Here is a 583-nt window from a genome sequence, read left to right as displayed (position 1 = left end):
TCGGTTTTATTGACGATTTGCTGGATTTGCACCAATAAATTGACATTGATGCTTTGGTTGATGGTGTCTCGGGTGGTGGTGATACAACGCTCATTACAGATAGTCGTCAAAGTGATCGCATTAAAATTTAGCGAACACTCGACGCTACTCATTCCCAATGCAAACCCCAAACGCTTCGATAAGTCCACCACCACGGCAGACTCAGCGCCATACTGCATAAGCAGTAAGCCGCAGCGCACGCAGAGTCGAGTGATGCGTTGCTGCTGTACGTAGCTGATAGAAGTCATTGGAGGAATATGCATATTGGCTGCGATATCGATATGGATAGAGGTAAAGATAGCATAACTTGCCTTGCTTATTTGCTACTATTATAAAGCGTAAACCACTGTCACAAGGAGAATAAAATGCATATCGCTATCTTAACGCTGACTTTTGCGCTACCTGGTTGTAGCTCATTAAAAGAAAAACGCCAACGTATGGGCGGATTGCACGCACGTTTTGGCAATACGCCAAGCGTTGCGGTGTGCGAAAGCGGTGAGCGCGATCGCCATGATGCTAGCGAATGGACATTCGTTATAGTCGG

General features: G+C 46.1%; 2 protein-coding genes. One reads left to right on the top strand and one right to left on the bottom strand.

Annotated elements, in window-relative coordinates:
* The coding region (locus B3V51_RS10580; RefSeq protein ID WP_286708396.1) for a threonine/serine exporter family protein at window positions 1-287 on the bottom strand (287 nt) is incomplete at its 3' end.
* 117 nt (window positions 288-404) lie between these two features.
* Here B3V51_RS10580 and B3V51_RS10575 point away from each other — a divergent pair.
* Window positions 405-583, top strand: a 179-nt coding sequence (locus tag B3V51_RS10575) for a DUF503 domain-containing protein (protein WP_286708395.1), incomplete at its 3' end; no start/stop codon positions are given.

It is taken from the genome of Psychrobacter sp. UBA2514, from assembly GCF_002341255.1.
In the GTDB taxonomy this organism is placed as follows: domain Bacteria; phylum Pseudomonadota; class Gammaproteobacteria; order Pseudomonadales; family Moraxellaceae; genus Psychrobacter; species Psychrobacter pacificensis.
Note: the sequence above shows the minus strand (reverse complement) of the source record. Positions and strands in the feature narration are given on the sequence as shown.